A 15,681-nucleotide genomic window follows, 5' to 3' on the forward strand; every position below is an offset into this window, starting at 1 on the left:
TTTTTCACAAATACAAAAGAATTAAGCTTCGGCCTTGGCCTTGCGGCTGATCGCTTTCATGATCGCATCCATTTCAAAACCACGATACATTAGAAAACGGATCTGTTTGGCTTTAAGTTTTGGGTCTTTCGTCACTTCTGGACCATATTTTCTAAGCTTCAGTTCATAAGCCTGTTGTACCCAGTCCGTTTCTTTGAGTTCTTCACTGATCAGGGCAGTATCAATCTTTTTGCTTTTTAGCTTCATTTTAATCTGATTGGGGCCTTTGCCTTTACGCTTTTGGCTCGACAACATGATTTCAGCGACACGTTGATCACTTTGATAGTTTTCTCTAGATAGTTCTTCAACCAAAGTGACCACTTCATTGCGATCTTCTGCATAAAGTGCCAGTTTTTCGATGAGTTCAGCTTTGGAGTATTCCTTGCGAGTCAGTACAGCAAAGGCATAAGAACGCAAACGGGAGCCGGTTAGACCGGGTTTCTTTTGCTCTTTATTAGAGTTACCAAATAAGCTATCTTCCGGATCAAATTCTGGCAAAGCCTGTGACTCAACAGGTGCAGGAGTGACTGAATCTTCAGCATCACCAAACTGCTGTTTAATCGCATCATAGTCCAAAAGTTTGCTGAATTTTGCGTCTGACATATTGATCTCGATTAAAATATCTATTCCATAATAACAAAAACGCCCCTTAGGGCGCTCTGTTATGATGTTTAAGGATTATGCATCCAGAAAGTCTGCTGGTTCTTCTTCGTCTTTATCTTCGACTACTTTGCCTGTAGTAAGCAGTTGCTCACGGATCAGTTTTTCAATGGTATCCGCCAGCTCTTTGTGTTCTTCCAAGTAACGGATGGTATTGTTCTTACCTTGGCCAATCTTGTCGCCTTGATATGAATACCATGCACCCGCTTTTTGAACGATTTCTTGCTGTACTGCAAGGTCAATCAGTTCACCAAGATGGTTAACGCCTTTACCATACAGAATCTGGAACAGAGCTTCTCTGAATGGAGGCGCCATTTTGTTTTTCACAACTTTGACTTTGGTTTCAGAACCTACGATCTCGTCGCCTTCTTTCACCTGACCGATACGGCGGATATCCAGACGTACAGAAGCATAGAATTTCAGTGCATTACCACCAGTAGTCGTTTCCGGGCTACCGAACATTACACCAATCTTCATACGGATCTGGTTAATGAAAATCACCATACAGTTTGAACGCTTGGCATTACCGGTAATTTTACGCAGTGCTTGGCTCATCAAACGTGCTTGTAGACCCATATGTGAGTCACCCATTTCGCCTTCAATTTCGGCGCGAGGCGTCAATGCAGCAACAGAGTCGACTACGATCAGGTCAATCGCACCAGAGCGTACCAGCATGTCAGCGATTTCAAGTGCCTGTTCACCATTGTCTGGCTGAGAAACCAGCAGGTTATCAATATCTACACCGAGTTTACGGGCATATTGAGGATCAAGTGCGTGCTCGGCATCGATGAATGCACATGTACCGCCAGCTTTTTGACATTCAGCAATTGCTTGTAATGTCATTGTGGTCTTACCTGAAGATTCAGGACCATAAATTTCGATAATACGGCCTTTCGGTAAACCACCAATACCGAGTGCAATATCAAGCGTTAAAGAACCCGTAGATACAGCTTCAACTGCTTGCACGGTATTGTCACCAAGACGCATCACTGTGTTTTTACCAAACTGTTTTTCAATCTGGCTTAAGGCAGCGTTGAGCGCCTTGTTTTTATTCTCATCCATCTTACAACCTCAATACGATGTCACAAACTTAGTACTCAAGTGGATGTCTTACATTAGAGCTTCGTTCCACAGGAATATAGTGACAGAAATTTCCCTTGTGTTCTATAAAATCCAGCAATGTTACGACACATGCTGACGCTTGAATTTAATCATCATTATATGACCAATGTTGATCAAAGTTCTGACTATTTTCATTCTTGAATCGACTGATGTCTCGACGATCTTTTTTGCTTGGTCGATGATCGGGACGCGCTAGATTATGCAACTTTCTTTGCGATGCAATCAATTCCCGGCGAGCGATACTGACTTCAGTTTCTTCATACAGTTTCTGTGCCACAGGTGCAGGACCACGAACATCAGAAAGTTCTTTTACAACTACGGTTTTTTTGTCGATACCTTGCTGAATCGTCAACTCCATACCCACACGGACTTCGCGAGATACTTTTACACGCTCACCATTATGATGGACTTTACCGCCCTCAATAGCATTCTTGGCAATTGAACGGGTTTTAAAAAAACGTGCCGCCCACAGCCATTTATCTATACGCATGCCTACCGCATCTTCGGGTAAAGACGATTTACGCATATTGCTTGTTTACCTCAGACTGATTTAAATGAGTGATTAAATCTGTTAATTGGTGCAGCATCGGGTAATTGCAAGTCTGGCGCGCAACTTTACTGGAAGATGGTTGCTGGATGCAGAACAGGTTCTGGATGCCATAAGCCTTGGCGCCATTCAGGACTTTTTCGGTATCATCAATAAAATAGACCTGCTCAGGATCAAAGGAATGCAGGGCATTCAGGCCTTGCCAGAATTCTACAAATTCTTTGGCATGCCCAATGCTTTCCGAGCTGACAATGACATCAAAATAATTTTTGAGATTGAGATGTTCCAGTTTAAAGGCTAGACCGGCACAGTCGGCATTGGTGGCAAGCCAGATCGGATAGCCATTGTTTTTAAGATAATCGAGTAATTCGAGGCAATAAGGGCGTAAGCTAACTTTATCTTTATGCTCGATTTGCATGGCCAGAACATCGACTTCGACTTTAGCCGTCCAGAAGCGAGAAGAGTACCAGTTTAGGGTATGATTATGTTGCTGATAGAATGCATAAAGCGTTTCGCGGCTCTGTTTCAGACTACAGCCATGTGTTTCGGCATAACGGATCGGTAATAACTCGTTCCAGATGAAATCATCGTAGGCAAGATCAAGTAAAGTTCCGTCCATATCAAAGATGACAGGCGGTTTTTCTGAGCAATTCGACATATAAGGTTTTCTATGTTTAAAGCGACAATAGCACCACAAGATCCGATGATTTTGCAGTTTGTGCCCATTTTGACACAGGCCTGTGAAATTTTGCGAGAAGAATATCAGCGTTATTGTTCAGGTGCTGCGTTTGATATTGTCAAGAAAAGTGATGATTCTCCTGTGACCCAGGCAGACTATCGGGTGAATAGTTATTTAACCCAGGCTTTGGCAGAAATTTCAGAATTACCTTTACTGTCAGAAGAGGGGCAGCAGGATCAGCGTCATGCCTGGACAGATTTCTGGTTACTTGATCCTCTGGATGGCACTAAAGAGTTTCTGCACCAGCGCCCGGAATTTACGATTAATCTTAGTCTGGTCAGAGGCAGTCTGACTACCTTTGCTATTTTGGCGGTTCCTGCGCAGCAGTTGATCTATTTCTGCCCTGAACAGGGCATGCCTTTAAAATACGATATTCAGGATCAGGCATGGTTTGACTATGAGGCAGCTACTGATCATCAGGATGTCTTTGTCGGTCTGAGTCAGAGCAGTCAGCAAAAGCCAAAATATGTCGAGTATCTGCAAAGTCTGGCTAAACTTAGCGCGTACACCGAGTTCAAGGCAGGAAGTGCCTATAAATTCTGCATGATCCTTGAAGACCGGGTAGATATTTATCCGCGTTTCCATCCAACCTCTGAGTGGGATACCAGTGCCGGTCAATGCATGCTTGAGCGGATTGGTGGAGGGTTGGTTGATCTGGAAGGTCGGCCATTCATCTACAACCAGCGCAAGACCTTACTGAATGGCGGGTTTATCGCCTATAAGAATGAAGCCATGAAAGCACTGGCTTTACAGGCACTGGCGGACATGCAAGACAATGATTAAGCTCATAGCCGTTCATGGTATAGTGAGGAAGATTCCGTTGATAGATCAGTTGGCAAGATTGTGGCATTAAAACTGCTTCCACCAAGTATGCTCAGTGCAATAGATTTATTGCCTGATACCAAGATACCTGTGACTCTGTTTACGCGGCATTCTCTGCGTGAAGATGTCGCTGGTCAGGGACTAGCAGGTTATGATTTGCAGTTGACGCCGCAAGGACGTGATCTGGCGCAGGAATGGGGCGCTTATCTGGTCAATCAAACAGATCGGCATATCCAGCATTGTATATCGAGTCCGATTCAGCGCTGTGTAGATACCGCAGCCTTGATGATCGAAGGGGCAGATGCAACGGATAAAGCACCGCATACCCATAAGATTGAAATCGTGGAACAGGGTTTGCTGGTTGAGCCAGGCAGTTTTGTACTGGATATTCAAAAAGCAGGGCCATATTTCAAAAAACAGGGGGCATTAGGCTTTATCAATAGCTTCGTCAATAATGCTTTGCCTGGAATGAAACATCCAATTAATGGCGTAGTAGATGTGCTTGAATTAATTTACAACACTCATCCGAAAACGCCGTATGGACTCAGTCTGGCGGTCAGCCATGACACCATTCTGGCAGCGATGATTGCAGTGATGTCTGGGCATCAGGAAGTCAGTCGTGAAGACTGGCCGAAAATGATGGAAGGTCTATTTGTCTGGTTTGAAGGCGATGTATTTGAGGAATCTAAACTAAAATGGATTTGGCGTGGCAAAGTGCATGAGCTGGATATTTCCCAATTTCAGAATGCCGAATTAAAGGTAAATAAATAATTCAAAGGCTCAATCATTTAGGTTGAGCTTTTTTACATTTATCGTATGAAAGTGAAATAGAGTAACGATGAAATATCACTATGCTGATATTTAAACCAATTTTGAAAGCATAGGAGTCATCATGAAAATAATCACAATTTTAAGTCTGGTTGTTATGCTGGGATTAACTGCCTGTCAGCGTGATACAGACAATGCGCAGCAAGATCAGACCACAACACCTCATTCTATGGATAAGGATGAATAATGTATTCTATTTTTATTTAAGTAAAAGATTTCTATGACTAGAATTGGGAATAATCTGGTATTCATCATTCTTTATTGTTGATTTGGTATTAAATTTTAGGCACAAAAAAAGCCCTAAAAGGGCTTCTTTTGATTTGCGATTAGTTAGAAGCTAATGCTTTAACTTGCGCGTTCAAACGGCTCTTATGACGAGCTGCTTTATTTTTATGGATGATACCTTTGTCAGCCATACGGTCGATTACTGGAACAGCTTTTTTGTAAGCTTCAGTAGCAACAGCATAGTCGCCAGCAGCAATAGCAGCTACTGTACGTTTAAGATATGTACGAACCATAGAACGCAAGCTTGCGTTGTGTTTGCGTGCTTTAACGTTTTGACGAGCACGTTTTTTTGCTTGAGCAGAGTTTGCCACTCGTGCACTCCTTGAAATAGATTGGTCTGGGCGGGCTGAAACTCAACTGAAAACCACATCAGAAGAACTATCACCAGCCCGTAAACAAGTGCCATATTTTGAGGAAACTATGGGCTTAAGTCAAGTCTTGACATGCTTTGACAACATTTTAGTTGCAGAAAAATTCTAAAGAAAACGTTAGATTAGTATCTAAGCAGGGAGATCGTACAAAAAATGACTAAAACCATTACATATCCTATCGTGATTGGCGCTACAGGCTTGGTCGGAAAGACTTTGGTGCAACAGCTGGCAAATGAACCAAGTTGTAAGCGTATTAGCGTCATCGTGCGTAAACATCAACCAGAATTTGAACAATGGCACAAGGTCAAACAGGTGGTCATTGAGGACTTTTTAATGCTCAATGACCAGGATGTCAGTGGCCATACCCATGCCTTTAGCTGTCTGGGTACTACCTTAAAGAAAGCCGGCTCCAAAGAAGCTTTTTATAATACCGATTACACCATCAATGCCCATTTTGCCGAACTGGTGCAGCAAACGGATGCTCATTATCTGTTGATTAGTGCGATGGGTGCCAATTCAAAATCCAGACTGTTTTATAACCGGGTAAAGGGTGAATTAGAGGATTATATCCAGAGCTTGTCTCTGGAGCGTATCAGCTTGTTCCGACCGTCTTTGTTGATTGGTGAGCGGGATCATCAGCGTTTACTGGAAGACGCGGCACAGAACCTGTTTGACAAGTTTTCGCATTTTATCCCCGATTCTTTTAAATACAAGCCAGTGACAGCAGAGCAGGTGGCTCATACTATGGTATATGCAGCGCTGAATCAGACTGTGAAATTTGAAATTTATGATAATTTAGCTATACAAAAAATGAAATGAGGGTAAAAAATCATGTCCAGCGTACCATTTGTAACTTGTGACCTGCTTGATGATAATCCGGATAAAGACCTGCAGGTAGTCGCCCCATGCATGGATGGCAAATTCTTTAGAAGTTATGGCGCACGTAAAAGCTTTGGCGGCCAGATTGTGACCGTAAAATGTTTTGAAGATAACTCTCGAGTAAAAGAGTTATTGGCGACAGACGGTACCGGCAAGGTTTTGGTTGTAGATGGTGGTGCTTCTATGCGCTGTGCATTGATGGGTGACCTGATTGCTGAATCTGCGGTGAAAAACCACTGGAATGGCGTGATTATCTACGGTTGTGTGCGTGACGTCGATGCGATTGCAGAGCTGGATCTTGGTGTGCATGCACTGGCTTCAATTCCACAGAAGAGCAATCGTAAAGGTATTGGGGAAGTAGATGTGCCGCTTTATTTTGGTGGTGTGACCTTTAAATCGGGTGAATACGTTTATGCCGATAACAATGGTATTGTCCTGTCCAAAGAACAATTGGTGGACTAATTCCGGTTATTGAAAATATACAAAAACAAGCTATACCGTGGAAGTTAGGCAGTTTAGATTGCTGCTTTCACGGTTTGAAAATAATAAAGAGGACAGACGATATGTTAGGCCATCAGATTAAAGTAGCACAGGCATTGGCATCCGCATTTCTGGAAGGTGGACGTGGTACGACCGGTACACCATTTCCGAATCAGCCTGAAAAGCCTCTCAAGCTTTATGAATATGAAGGATCACCTTTTTGTCGTCGTGTCCGTGAGGTCATGACTTTACTGAATCTCGATTATGAAGTGTATCCATGCCCACGAGGCGGTAAACGCTTTCGTCCCGAAGTGAAACAGCAGGGTGGCAAGCTTCAGTTTCCATTTTTAATAGATGAAAATACTGGAGATAAGCTATACGAATCTCAGGATATTATTCATCACTTGTTTAAGCATTATGGCAAGACGGGTAAAACACCAGCCAAATATTCAAATTATCCCAAAGTGCCGGTTGCTGCCATTGTAGGTACGATGGTGAATGGGCTACGTGGTGGCATGGCTAAACCGTTGTCGAAGAATACCTCTGCACCTGAACAGCTTCTTGAACTATGGGGCTTTGAAGCTAGTCCTTATACCCGTATTGTCCGAGGCGTATTGTCTGAGCTTGAAATCCCTTATATCTACCATAATGTGGCGAAAGAACGCTGGCAGGATCAAGGTCTAGCAAAACTGCGTTTAAAACCGGGGAAATATGAACCCTTACCAGGGGGTAAACGTGAACAAGTCTTAAAAGTAATGGGGAATAATATCCAGGTTCCTTATCTGGTTGATCCAAATACTGGTGTCAAGATGTTCGAATCTAAAGATATTGTGGAGTATTTGAAGCAGCAATACGGTTCTGAAAAGAAAAGCAAAAAATAAACTGCTGTTTAATATTTAGAAGCTACAAAAAAATGCCATCTTAAAATAGATGGCATTTTTATAGTTTATAAATTTGAATTTTCCAAGAACAAGAACTCTGCTTCCAAAATTATTCATACTTATGCCTGCTCATAATAAAGTTAAAAAAACTCATGATTTTTCTTCTTTTTTTGTTTATATTTTAATTTCAATGGGGTAATAAGAATAACGATAAGGGGTGTGCTTATGACAGCACAAGACGCCGTACTACCGGTACCTGTATTAATTGTTGAAGACCAATATGTCATTCAGTGCCGTTTAAAGAACATATTAAAGGATCTAGGGTATAGCGATGAGGTATTGCTATTCGCCAATAATGTCAGGGAAGCCGAATATCTTCTGCAACAAGAACCCTTCTGTTTAGCACTGATTGATCTTGGATTGCCAGATGGAAATGGCATTTCCATTATTGAAAAAATACATGAGCTCGGTTCACAAACTTTGATACTCGTCGTATCCGCTTGGAGTACTCAGGACAGTCTGCTAAAAGCAATTAAAGCAGGAGCAACTGGTTATGTACTCAAGGAACGCGATGATACAGAAGTGAGTCTGGCAATTCGCAGTATTTTGTGCGGCGGCGCACCCATTGATCCTTTTATTGCGCGTGAAATTCTCAAGCAGATTTCCAGTTCAGAGCCATCTTCCTCCTTGGAGCAGATCGTACCTGATCCTGAACAGGAAAGCCTGACCCAACGGGAAAAAGAAATTCTTTCATTGGTGGCACAGGGGCTCAGCAATCGTGAAATTGCTGATGAACTCTGTGTGTCACGTTATACCGTTGAAAGTCATATCAAGCATATTTACCGCAAACTCTGTGTCAGCAAGCGGACCAAAGCAGTCAGCACGGCCCGGCATTTAGGTATTCTTTAGTGCGAATGCTGTCTGTTAGCAAGATGTTTAGACAAGGATTAAGGTTCTTCGCTCTATTGATGATAGGGAGCTGGCTGAGCCTGTTCTCTTGCATCAGTCTGGCACAGAATAATTTTCAGATTAACGAGCTTTGTCAGGTGAACATTGAACAGCAACAAAAAGTTCAAGTGTCGAGCCATCTCGAAATTCCGGAGGGAGGCTGGCAACCTGTGACATTGCCGGATAACTGGAAAAATAACTGGCCGAAATATAATGGGGGTGCCTGGTATAAAATTCGCTGGGGTTAGTCTTGTCGGGACAATATACGTCTGGCTGAACCGATTGTTTTTGGGATTGACTATCTGAATTCTGCTGGAGCTGTTTTCCTAAATGATGATCTGCTGTGGTCGGATCAAAATCTGCAAGAGCCTTTGTCTAAAAGCTGGAATGTATCACGTTACTGGATTTTGCCTATTGCAGGCTTGAAGCAGACAGACAATGAACTGCTGATTTATGTACGAGGTTATAGTTTTCAGGGTGCAGGGCTTGGCAGAATTGAATTCCATAATGTTATTGCCAATGACCAGCATTACTCAAAAAAGATCTGGGATCGCCGTACGCTCTTTCAGATCAATATGATTCTATCCGGTACGATTGGAGTCATTAGCCTGATTATCTGGCTATTCCGACGTTCAGAAACCACTTTTGGCTGGCTCGCGCTGAGTTCATTATTATGGATTTTGTTTATCTCCAATGTGTTAACAACAGAAAACTTTCCCTTCTCATCAAGTATCTGGGCGAGTAAAGCCAATCTGATTTTCTTTATCCTCTATATGCACTGTTTTTGTCTGTATCTAATTCGGTTCTTAAAGCAGAAATTTCAGCGTTTGGAGCGGGGACTTATCGGGGTTACTGCTTTATTCAGTGTATTCATCATAGCCAGTTCTTTAGAGTATTTAGAAGCGGTGCTCAGTGTCGCTTTTGTCTCATATGTGCTGCTTTATATTAGTTGCGTCATGTATGTCAGCTACTGGGCCATTAAAACCCGCAATGGGGAATATCTGTTCCTGATGCTTTGTCTGTGGGGAATTTTGCTGTGTGTCATTATAGATTTGATCATTCTGGGTCAAAGGGCGGTTAGTGAATTCTCACCCTTATCACCTTATACATCACCGATTATTATCCTGTTTGTTGTGCTAATTATGGGGACACGACTGAATGGTAATATCAAAAAGATCGAAAAATTTAATACGCAGTTAGAATCCAAAGTACGGCAAGTCAGTGCTGATCTAAATAAAAGCTTGAGTGATCAGCATAAGCTGGAACTGGATAATGTGCGTTTGCAGGAACGGATTAATCTATCACATGAACTGCATGATGGACTGGGGGGCTCGATTGTACGTTCCATGATTCTGGTGGATCAAAGTACCGAAAATATTTCTAACCGGCAGTTTTTATCCATGCTGAAGCTGCTTAGGGATGACCTGCGTCAAATCATCGATAGCGGTTCTTCTATTGACAATAAAGTGCCTGAAACGCCAGTGATCTGGATTGCGCCAGTACGTTACCGATTTACCCAGTTGCTGGAAGAAATGGATATCGCCGTAGAATGGACTTTTCCCAAAGTCTGGCAGCGTGAACCTACAGCTTTGCAATGTCTGACCCTGATTCGTGTGGTAGAAGAAAGCCTGACCAATATTATCAAGCATAGTCAGGCCACAAAAGTGAGTGTGAGTATGGAATATACACAACCACATCAACTGACTTTAAAAATTCAGGACAATGGGGTTGGTTTTAATCCAGAGATGGTGCAGAAAAACGGCATGAGTATTGGTATGCGCAGTATGAAAATGCGCATTGAACGTATGGGTGGAATGCTGGATATTCAGTCTGTAAAAGGTAATACCTGCGTACACGTGGTGATGGAACTCTATCAGCCTTAATCATCTCAAAATTATCCAGACATAAAAAAGGAGGACCATATGATCCTCCTTTTTTTATAGATTTAAATGACCAAGATATAAAAACTTACTCTTCTTCAGCCGGTGGCACTAGCATCAGTACAGAATCATTCAATAGCTCAGCAACATCCTCCAGCATATCTTCGTCAGCGAAATCTTCATCCAGTAAGACACGCTCACCATCAGCAATCTGCTTCAGTTTTGCGGTAAATGCTTCAGAAATACAGATTCCTTCACCATTGGCCCAGAACAAGGTTTCACCGTCTTCTTTTGTATAGAGCAGGCGTGAAGCGGGTTCGAGCATCAGGCTATAGCCTTGATCAAGTGCTTCTTCCAGATCGCCTGTACCAATTTCTTCGGCTTCTGGGATATTCTCTTCATATTTTGGTTCTGACATCAGGCTCATGATGGCGTCTTCAAGCACATTGGAGTTATGCAACTGCTCCATAATTTTGCCTTTCAGATATTCAAGTTCATTGCCTGTGACTTCACCCGCAGCACTAATTTGATCACGAATAATGTCAGTCAATGGATTGCGTAAGACTTCATTTTCCGAAAATTTATCGCCTACACGGTCCATCATGTCACTGACATTTGGCATACGGAAACCAAAAGAGAAAGTCAGACAGTCATCTTCTGCTACGCCGTAGTGGGAAAGGCCGGGTGGAACATACAGCAAATCACCAGGAGCAAGGACTTCATCAAAATTCACATCCATTTCTGGCAATAATTTTAATGGCTGTCCCGGTACAAGTTCGGTCTCGGCATCACACATTTGCCCCAGTTGCCAGCGGCGATGACCATAGCCTTGAACCAGAAAAACATCATAAAAGTCGAAATGTTGACCGACTGAACCGCCTTGAGGCGCATAAGACACCATGATGTCATCACGACGCCATTGAGGGATAAAGGCAAACTTTTTCCAGAGTTCAGACAGGTCGAACGAATAGTGATCCACAGCTTGAACCAGTAAAGTCCAGAGCTTAGGCATCTTCTGGAAATCAGCTTTTAATAAAGGAGATGTCTTTACCGACCACTGATTTGGATCACGATCTTTCTGCTTGATTAGACGTGCAGTGACATTTTCTTCAAGTGCCAGCTCCATGACATCATCAGGCTCTAGCAGACCTGCGATTTCAGGCATGGCATTACGTACTAACAGCGGTTTTTTCTGCCAGTATTCGGCAAGGAATTGTTCAGCGGTAATACCGCCTAAAACGTCTAGAGGTAGGGACATAAATAAAGCCTAAAATAAAGGAGATTAAGGAACTAAAATCTTTAGCTCACGCAGAATATTGCATAGCTGAATCATTGGCATACCCATCAGGGTAGTTTGATCCTGCCCGATCATGGTTTCAAATAGGCTAATCCCAAGACCTTCACATTTAAAGCTACCGGCACAATGCAGGGGCTGTTCGATCTCTACATAACGCTCAATTTCTGCTTGAGACAGTTTGCGGAATTTGACTTTATAATGTTCTACCAGCGTACGTTCAAAACCGGTAGATTTCTGCTGAACGCTGAGTGCTGTACTGAAGTACACAATCTTGTCCGAATTGGCCTGTAACTGGCGAACTGCTTTTTCAGCAGTTAAGGGCTTACCCATAAAGATATCTGGTGCGCCTTCACGCCAAGCTACCTGATCAGAACCAATTACAATCGCATCAGGATGTAGCTCAGCGACATGACGAGCTTTTTTAAAAGCTAGGCGTTTAGCTAATTCATCCGCATGATTTTCACCTTGGGGTGATTCATCTATGTCCGGGACGACCGATACGTAATCAAGACGTAGACGGTTCATCAGTTCTTTACGGGTCTGGCTGGAAGAAGCCAAGATGATTTTTGCGGTATTCATTAGACAGCGTATTCTTCTAAAATATGGAGAGGAACATAAGCAAGGACAGCTTTGTGACAGGCTTGCAGCTTGACCGGTGGTGCTTGTCCAGCTTCATAAGCTTCTACCCAGCGTGTGACGCAGATACACCAGAAATCACCAGGTTGCAGTCCAGGAAATCCCAGTTCTGGTAATGGTGTAATCAGGTCATTGCCCACTTTCTGGGAAAAATTCAGAAATTCAGAGGTCATCTGTGCACAGACAGTGTGCTGTCCCAGATCGGTAGGTGCGGTATGGCAAAAGCCATTACGGAAATACCCAGTAATAGGATCAAAACAACAGCTCGCCAAAGGCTCGCCCAGAACATTGAGACGGTTAAGATTAGGATCAGGATGTATCGACATAGGTACTGAATCTGGAAGAAGCTTTTTTCTATCATAACAAAACTTTGGCATTCATAATGTTTTCTGCAAAAGATGCTAACCTTTTTCTGCATAATCATTTAAAATCGCCTCGTTTTTAATATCTATAAAGAGAGCTCTACAATGAACTTTCAGCGTATGACTGACCTTGACCTGATGGGTAAACGTGTTCTGATCCGTGAAGATTTAAATGTACCGGTTAAAAATGGTGTAATCACTAGCGATGCGCGTCTACGTGCTGCATTACCAACAATTAAAGCTGCAGTAGAAAAGGGCGCGGCTGTCATGGTGTATTCTCACCTTGGTCGTCCAGTTGAAGGTGAGCCGAAGGCTGAACAGTCTCTTGCACCTGTAGCAGCTTATCTGACTGAAGCATTGGGTCAGGAAGTAAAACTTTTCACAGACTATCTAAATGGTGTTGAAGTTCAGCCGGGTCAAGTGGTTTTACTGGAAAATTGCCGTTTCAACATAGGTGAAAAGAAAAATAATCCTGAACTTGCAGCAAAATATGCAGCCCTTTGTGACGTATTCGTGATGGATGCGTTCGGTACTGCACACCGTGCAGAAGCATCAACTGAAGGTGTCGCTCGTTTAGCTAAAGTAGCAGCAGCAGGTCCTTTATTGGCGGCTGAACTGGATGCATTGGGTCGTGCATTGAAAACACCTGAAAAACCAATGGTTGCGATCGTTGCGGGTTCTAAAGTTTCTACCAAGCTTGATGTTTTGACTTCATTGTCTGACATCTGTGATCAATTGATTGTTGGTGGTGGTATCGCAAACACGTTCCTTGCAGCTGCTGGCTACAATGTAGGTAAATCACTGTGTGAAAGTGATTTGATCGACACAGCTAAAGCAATTGCAGCAAAAGTTTCTGTTCCGCTTCCAACGGACGTTGTGGTTGCTGATGCATCTGAAATCAACTTTGATGACTTCCTAGGTTCATTGGCTGCTGCTAAAGCGGTTGTGAAAAAAGTTGAAGATGTTGCTGACAACGATATGATCCTTGATGTAGGTCCAGAAACTGCAAAAGCATTTGCTGAAATTTTGAAAACGTCTAAAACGATTCTTTGGAATGGTCCAGTGGGCGTATTTGAAGTCGATCAATTCGGTGAAGGCACGAAAACTCTATCGTTAGCGATTGCTGAATCGGAAGGTTTCTCGATTGCAGGTGGTGGTGACACGCTTGCTGCGATTGATAAATACGACGTTGCTGACAAAATTGGCTATATCTCTACAGGTGGCGGTGCATTCCTTGAATTTGTCGAAGGCAAAACCCTTCCTGCAGTTGCGGTACTCCTAGAACGCGCTTAATTGCATGTTTTAGCCTAAAAAAGCTGGCCAAGTGCCAGCTTTTTTATGTCATTTTTTTGACAGCAGAAACTTACCATTCATGGCTCCGTCATTAAAATGCAATAAATCTGTCATAAGATGCAGACATTAAATCACCAAATGACGAGATTACGTGATGAAAAAACAGTTAACTTTAGCGGCATTATTGGCAGCATCATTGGCACTGACTGCATGTGCGAAACAGGAAAATGCCCCAGCAGCTGAAGCAGAAGCTTCGGCAGCCGTTGCAGATGAGACTGTAACGCCAGAACAGCAAGCAGCGATTGATGCNNGCAGATGCAGCGACTGCAGACGATTCAGTCGCAGCAACTTCGGAAGCTGTGGCACCTTAATTAGGTCAATGTGAGACAAAATCCCTGCAAATGCAGGGATTTTTTTTAAATAGTGTTATTTGTTGCTGAATTGAAACCTTTGTGCATGTAGAATATGTGGCATTCACTGGGAGGATATTATGGCTCTTATTTCATTGCGCCAGCTCTTGGATCACGCCGGCGAGCATGCTTATGGCGTACCAGCATTTAACGTAAACAACTTAGAACAAATGCGTGCCATTATGTTGGCAGCAGACCAAACAAATTCACCTGTAATCGTACAGGCATCTGCGGGTGCACGTAAGTACGCAGGTGCACCGTTCTTGCGTCATCTGATTTTGGCAGCAATCGAAGAATGGCCACACATTCCAGTGGTAATGCATCAAGACCACGGTACCAGCCCTGACGTATGTCAACGTTCTATCCAGTTAGGCTTCTCATCAGTGATGATGGATGGTTCTTTGGGTGAAGACGGTAAAACACCAACTTCATATGAATACAACGTTGATGTGACTCGCCGTACTGTACAAATGGCACATGCATGTGGCGTTTCAGTAGAAGGCGAGATCGGCTGTCTGGGTAGCCTTGAAACAGGTATGGCAGGCGAAGAAGATGGTGTAGGCGCTGAAGGCGTACTTGACCATTCTCAACTGCTAACTTCAGTTGAAGAAGCTCGTCAATTCGTTGCAGATACCAATGTTGACGCATTAGCCATTGCAGTGGGTACTTCTCATGGTGCATACAAGTTTACTCGTCCACCTACAGGCGATATTCTTGCAATTGACCGCATTAAAGAAATTCACGAAGCACTGCCAAATACTCACCTTGTAATGCATGGTTCTAGCTCTGTGCCGCAAGAATGGCTGGCTGTGATTAACCAGTATGGCGGCGACATCAAAGAAACTTATGGTGTTCCTGTTGAGCAACTGGTTGAAGCGATCAAACACGGTGTTCGTAAAATCAACATCGATACTGACTTGCGTCTGGCATCAACTGGTGCAATGCGCCGTATGATGGCTGAAAAACCAAGCGAATTTGATCCACGTAAATTCTTCAGCGCAACTGTAGATGCAATGAAGCAAATTTGTATCGACCGTTACGAAGCATTTGGTACTGCAGGTAATGCAGACAAGATTCGTCCAATCTCTTTAGAGAAAATGGTTGAGCGTTATAAATAATTCATTGTGAATAATTTATAAAAAAAGCCCACAGCGAATGTGGGCTTTTTTATATATAAATCATGTCCCGTCCTGAAATAAGTT

General features: G+C 43.1%; 17 protein-coding genes and 2 pseudogenes. 11 read left to right on the forward strand and 8 right to left on the reverse strand.

All coding sequences use genetic code 11. From position 1 onward, the window contains the following. Window positions 1–21: 21 nt before the first annotated feature. The 4 genes from B3J29_RS08175 to B3J29_RS08190 all read right to left on the reverse strand — a co-directional run bounded on the left by B3J29_RS08175 (window position 22) and on the right by B3J29_RS08190 (window position 3,026). Complete coding sequence (locus B3J29_RS08175) at window positions 22–642, reverse strand: regulatory protein RecX (protein ID WP_175967444.1); 621 nt, start codon at window positions 640–642, stop codon at window positions 22–24. Between the two features lie 75 nt (window positions 643–717). Beyond that, window positions 718–1,761: a recombinase RecA gene (recA, locus tag B3J29_RS08180; protein ID WP_004786150.1), complete on the reverse strand. Its 1,044-nt coding sequence runs from the start codon at window positions 1,759–1,761 to the stop codon at window positions 718–720. A gap of 145 nt (window positions 1,762–1,906) precedes the next feature. Continuing rightward, window positions 1,907–2,347, reverse strand: a complete 441-nt coding sequence (locus tag B3J29_RS08185; RefSeq protein ID WP_004786147.1) for an RNA-binding S4 domain-containing protein — start codon at window positions 2,345–2,347, stop codon at window positions 1,907–1,909. Then, complete coding sequence (locus tag B3J29_RS08190; RefSeq protein ID WP_175967446.1) at window positions 2,340–3,026, reverse strand: HAD-IA family hydrolase; 687 nt, start codon at window positions 3,024–3,026, stop codon at window positions 2,340–2,342. The genes B3J29_RS08185 and B3J29_RS08190 overlap by 8 nt, the downstream gene beginning before the upstream one ends. A gap of 12 nt (window positions 3,027–3,038) precedes the next feature. On the opposite strand from B3J29_RS08190, the gene B3J29_RS08195 reads away from it, so the two are divergent. From B3J29_RS08195 to B3J29_RS08205, 3 genes are all read left to right on the forward strand, one after another. Next, a complete protein-coding gene (locus tag B3J29_RS08195) occupies window positions 3,039–3,890 on the forward strand; it encodes a 3'(2'),5'-bisphosphate nucleotidase CysQ family protein (RefSeq protein ID WP_261634867.1) in 852 nt (283 codons plus the stop codon). A gap of 60 nt (window positions 3,891–3,950) precedes the next feature. Beyond that, window positions 3,951–4,700 carry a histidine phosphatase family protein gene (locus B3J29_RS08200; RefSeq protein WP_175967449.1) on the forward strand — a complete coding sequence of 250 codons (750 nt, stop codon included), beginning with the start codon at window positions 3,951–3,953 and terminating at the stop codon, window positions 4,698–4,700. 121 nt (window positions 4,701–4,821) lie between these two features. Continuing rightward, on the forward strand, window positions 4,822–4,944 hold the full coding sequence (locus B3J29_RS08205; RefSeq protein ID WP_004786141.1) for a hypothetical protein: 123 nt from the start codon (window positions 4,822–4,824) through the stop codon (window positions 4,942–4,944). A gap of 139 nt (window positions 4,945–5,083) precedes the next feature. On the opposite strand, the gene rpsT is transcribed toward B3J29_RS08205, so the two are convergent. Next, window positions 5,084–5,353, reverse strand: coding sequence for a 30S ribosomal protein S20 (rpsT, locus tag B3J29_RS08210; protein WP_004786139.1), 270 nt, complete (start codon window positions 5,351–5,353; stop codon window positions 5,084–5,086). A 213-nt stretch (window positions 5,354–5,566) separates the two neighbouring features. On the opposite strand from rpsT, the gene B3J29_RS08215 reads away from it, so the two are divergent. From B3J29_RS08215 to B3J29_RS08240, 5 genes and pseudogenes are all read left to right on the forward strand, one after another. Continuing rightward, a complete protein-coding gene (locus B3J29_RS08215; protein ID WP_175967451.1) occupies window positions 5,567–6,232 on the forward strand; it encodes an NAD-dependent epimerase/dehydratase family protein in 666 nt (221 codons plus the stop codon). 12 nt (window positions 6,233–6,244) lie between these two features. After that, window positions 6,245–6,754 (forward strand): ribonuclease E activity regulator RraA, encoded by a 510-nt coding sequence (gene rraA, locus B3J29_RS08220; protein WP_175967453.1) that lies wholly within the window; start codon window positions 6,245–6,247, stop codon window positions 6,752–6,754. Window positions 6,755–6,855: 101 nt separating this feature from the next. Continuing rightward, window positions 6,856–7,653 (forward strand): glutathione S-transferase N-terminal domain-containing protein, encoded by a 798-nt coding sequence (locus B3J29_RS08225; RefSeq protein ID WP_175967455.1) that lies wholly within the window; start codon window positions 6,856–6,858, stop codon window positions 7,651–7,653. A 225-nt stretch (window positions 7,654–7,878) separates the two neighbouring features. Then, window positions 7,879–8,562, forward strand: a complete 684-nt coding sequence (locus B3J29_RS08230; RefSeq protein ID WP_175967457.1) for a response regulator — start codon at window positions 7,879–7,881, stop codon at window positions 8,560–8,562. A gap of 59 nt (window positions 8,563–8,621) precedes the next feature. After that, a pseudogene (locus tag B3J29_RS08240) lies at window positions 8,622–10,484 on the forward strand (sensor histidine kinase). A gap of 85 nt (window positions 10,485–10,569) precedes the next feature. On the opposite strand, the gene B3J29_RS08245 reads toward B3J29_RS08240, so the two are convergent. The 3 genes from B3J29_RS08245 to B3J29_RS08255 are packed head-to-tail and all read right to left on the reverse strand — an operon-like array spanning window position 10,570 to window position 12,740. Further along, on the reverse strand, window positions 10,570–11,739 hold the full coding sequence (locus B3J29_RS08245) for a cupin domain-containing protein (RefSeq protein WP_175967461.1): 1,170 nt from the start codon (window positions 11,737–11,739) through the stop codon (window positions 10,570–10,572). A gap of 24 nt (window positions 11,740–11,763) precedes the next feature. Next, a complete protein-coding gene (locus tag B3J29_RS08250) occupies window positions 11,764–12,357 on the reverse strand; it encodes a Maf family protein (protein WP_175967463.1) in 594 nt (197 codons plus the stop codon). Beyond that, window positions 12,357–12,740: a DUF2237 family protein gene (locus tag B3J29_RS08255; RefSeq protein ID WP_175967465.1), complete on the reverse strand. Its 384-nt coding sequence runs from the start codon at window positions 12,738–12,740 to the stop codon at window positions 12,357–12,359. Before B3J29_RS08255 ends, B3J29_RS08250 begins: the two co-directional genes overlap by 1 nt. Window positions 12,741–12,881: 141 nt before the next feature. Between B3J29_RS08255 and B3J29_RS08260 the strand changes: the two genes are divergently transcribed. The 3 genes and pseudogenes from B3J29_RS08260 (at window position 12,882) to fba (ending at window position 15,597) form a co-directional block, all read left to right on the forward strand. Further along, the gene (locus B3J29_RS08260; RefSeq protein ID WP_034170329.1) at window positions 12,882–14,069 is read left to right on the forward strand and encodes a phosphoglycerate kinase; all 1,188 of its coding nucleotides are present in this window, start codon (window positions 12,882–12,884) and stop codon (window positions 14,067–14,069) included. A 154-nt stretch (window positions 14,070–14,223) separates the two neighbouring features. After that, a pseudogene (locus B3J29_RS08265) lies at window positions 14,224–14,440 on the forward strand (hypothetical protein). A gap of 119 nt (window positions 14,441–14,559) precedes the next feature. Continuing rightward, window positions 14,560–15,597 carry a class II fructose-bisphosphate aldolase gene (gene fba, locus B3J29_RS08270; protein WP_004786117.1) on the forward strand — a complete coding sequence of 346 codons (1,038 nt, stop codon included), beginning with the start codon at window positions 14,560–14,562 and terminating at the stop codon, window positions 15,595–15,597. Window positions 15,598–15,681: the final 84 nt, after the last annotated feature.

The organism is Acinetobacter sp. UBA5984, assembly GCF_002429925.1.
GTDB lineage: Bacteria > Pseudomonadota > Gammaproteobacteria > Pseudomonadales > Moraxellaceae > Acinetobacter > Acinetobacter variabilis.

Excerpts from the sequence above, each read along its gene's own strand:
- B3J29_RS08175 (WP_175967444.1), bottom strand. The coding sequence starts at position 642 with ATGTCAGACGCAAAATTCAGCAAACTTTTGGACTATGATGCGATTAAA.
- recA (WP_004786150.1), bottom strand. The coding sequence starts at position 1,761 with ATGGATGAGAATAAAAACAAGGCGCTCAACGCTGCCTTAAGCCAGATT.
- B3J29_RS08185 (WP_004786147.1), bottom strand. The coding sequence starts at position 2,347 with ATGCGTAAATCGTCTTTACCCGAAGATGCGGTAGGCATGCGTATAGAT.
- B3J29_RS08190 (WP_175967446.1), bottom strand. The coding sequence starts at position 3,026 with ATGTCGAATTGCTCAGAAAAACCGCCTGTCATCTTTGATATGGACGGA.
- B3J29_RS08195 (WP_261634867.1), top strand. The coding sequence starts at position 3,039 with ATGTTTAAAGCGACAATAGCACCACAAGATCCGATGATTTTGCAGTTT.
- B3J29_RS08205 (WP_004786141.1), top strand. The coding sequence starts at position 4,822 with ATGAAAATAATCACAATTTTAAGTCTGGTTGTTATGCTGGGATTAACT.
- B3J29_RS08215 (WP_175967451.1), top strand. The coding sequence starts at position 5,567 with ATGACTAAAACCATTACATATCCTATCGTGATTGGCGCTACAGGCTTG.
- rraA (WP_175967453.1), top strand. The coding sequence starts at position 6,245 with ATGTCCAGCGTACCATTTGTAACTTGTGACCTGCTTGATGATAATCCG.
- B3J29_RS08225 (WP_175967455.1), top strand. The coding sequence starts at position 6,856 with ATGTTAGGCCATCAGATTAAAGTAGCACAGGCATTGGCATCCGCATTT.
- B3J29_RS08230 (WP_175967457.1), top strand. The coding sequence starts at position 7,879 with ATGACAGCACAAGACGCCGTACTACCGGTACCTGTATTAATTGTTGAA.
- B3J29_RS08245 (WP_175967461.1), bottom strand. The coding sequence starts at position 11,739 with ATGTCCCTACCTCTAGACGTTTTAGGCGGTATTACCGCTGAACAATTC.
- B3J29_RS08250 (WP_175967463.1), bottom strand. The coding sequence starts at position 12,357 with ATGAATACCGCAAAAATCATCTTGGCTTCTTCCAGCCAGACCCGTAAA.
- B3J29_RS08255 (WP_175967465.1), bottom strand. The coding sequence starts at position 12,740 with ATGTCGATACATCCTGATCCTAATCTTAACCGTCTCAATGTTCTGGGC.
- B3J29_RS08260 (WP_034170329.1), top strand. The coding sequence starts at position 12,882 with ATGAACTTTCAGCGTATGACTGACCTTGACCTGATGGGTAAACGTGTT.
- fba (WP_004786117.1), top strand. The coding sequence starts at position 14,560 with ATGGCTCTTATTTCATTGCGCCAGCTCTTGGATCACGCCGGCGAGCAT.